Origin of the sequence: Streptomyces sp. P17, assembly GCF_032436805.1 — a bacterium.
GTDB lineage: Bacteria > Actinomycetota > Actinomycetes > Streptomycetales > Streptomycetaceae > Streptomyces.
On sequence record NZ_JAVRBF010000223.1, the window covers coordinates 1 to 745 of the forward strand.

The following is a 745-nucleotide window of genomic DNA, read 5'->3' on the forward strand; positions in this document are numbered from 1 at the left end:
TTATGAAAATTTTGATGCGGTATCTACTAGTATCGAAGGAGATTACAATTTTTTCTTGAAAAACTATACTGATAAACCACTTATTCCTTACAAACATGCTTCTAGTATATCTCTTGAAGATGCTGCTGTATTACCAGAAGATAAAGAAAATTCTGTAATTATTGGTAATAGCGGTGACCCGTCTAATCAGCACTTAGATATTATTCAAGCGATAAATAATAAAGCTGATAAAGAAAGTTTTAGCTATATACTGCCCATGGCTTATAATATGGCGCCTGGTTATTTGGATAATATCAAAAATGCACTCCTAGATGCTGGTGTCTATAAAAAGTGTTCTTTTATAGAGCAGATGCTGCCGCCTCAGGAATATTTTTCAATTGTTGCTAAGTCAAAGGGAATGATTACGGCTCATAATAGACAGCAAGCTGTAGGAAATATCTCGGCGTCACTTTACTTTGAAAATTTTACTGTTTTAAGAGAGAGGTATTTTGTTAGAGGTGAGTATCATGCCGGTAGTGTGTGGGAAAATTTAAAGAAAAAGGGAGTAGAAGGTGTGTTCTCATTCGAGGAGTTTTATGCGGCGAATAAGATTTCTGATTTCCTTGATTTCGAAAAAAGTGGGAAAAACAAGGAAATAATAAAGAGTGAGTTCGATGGAGGAAATTATTTAAATGCTATTAAAGAAATGGAGGATAGAATAGAGAATCTCTAGTTGTATATTTGTTTGAAAGGTTTTTCCACCGTC

1 protein-coding gene is annotated in these 745 nt (G+C 34.2%); it reads left to right on the forward strand.

The window, feature by feature from the left end; translation table 11 throughout:
* The coding region (locus RMT89_RS40510) for a TDP-N-acetylfucosamine:lipid II N-acetylfucosaminyltransferase (RefSeq protein WP_315888753.1) at nucleotides 1–712 on the forward strand (712 nt) is incomplete at its 5' end.
* Nucleotides 713–745: the final 33 nt, after the last annotated feature.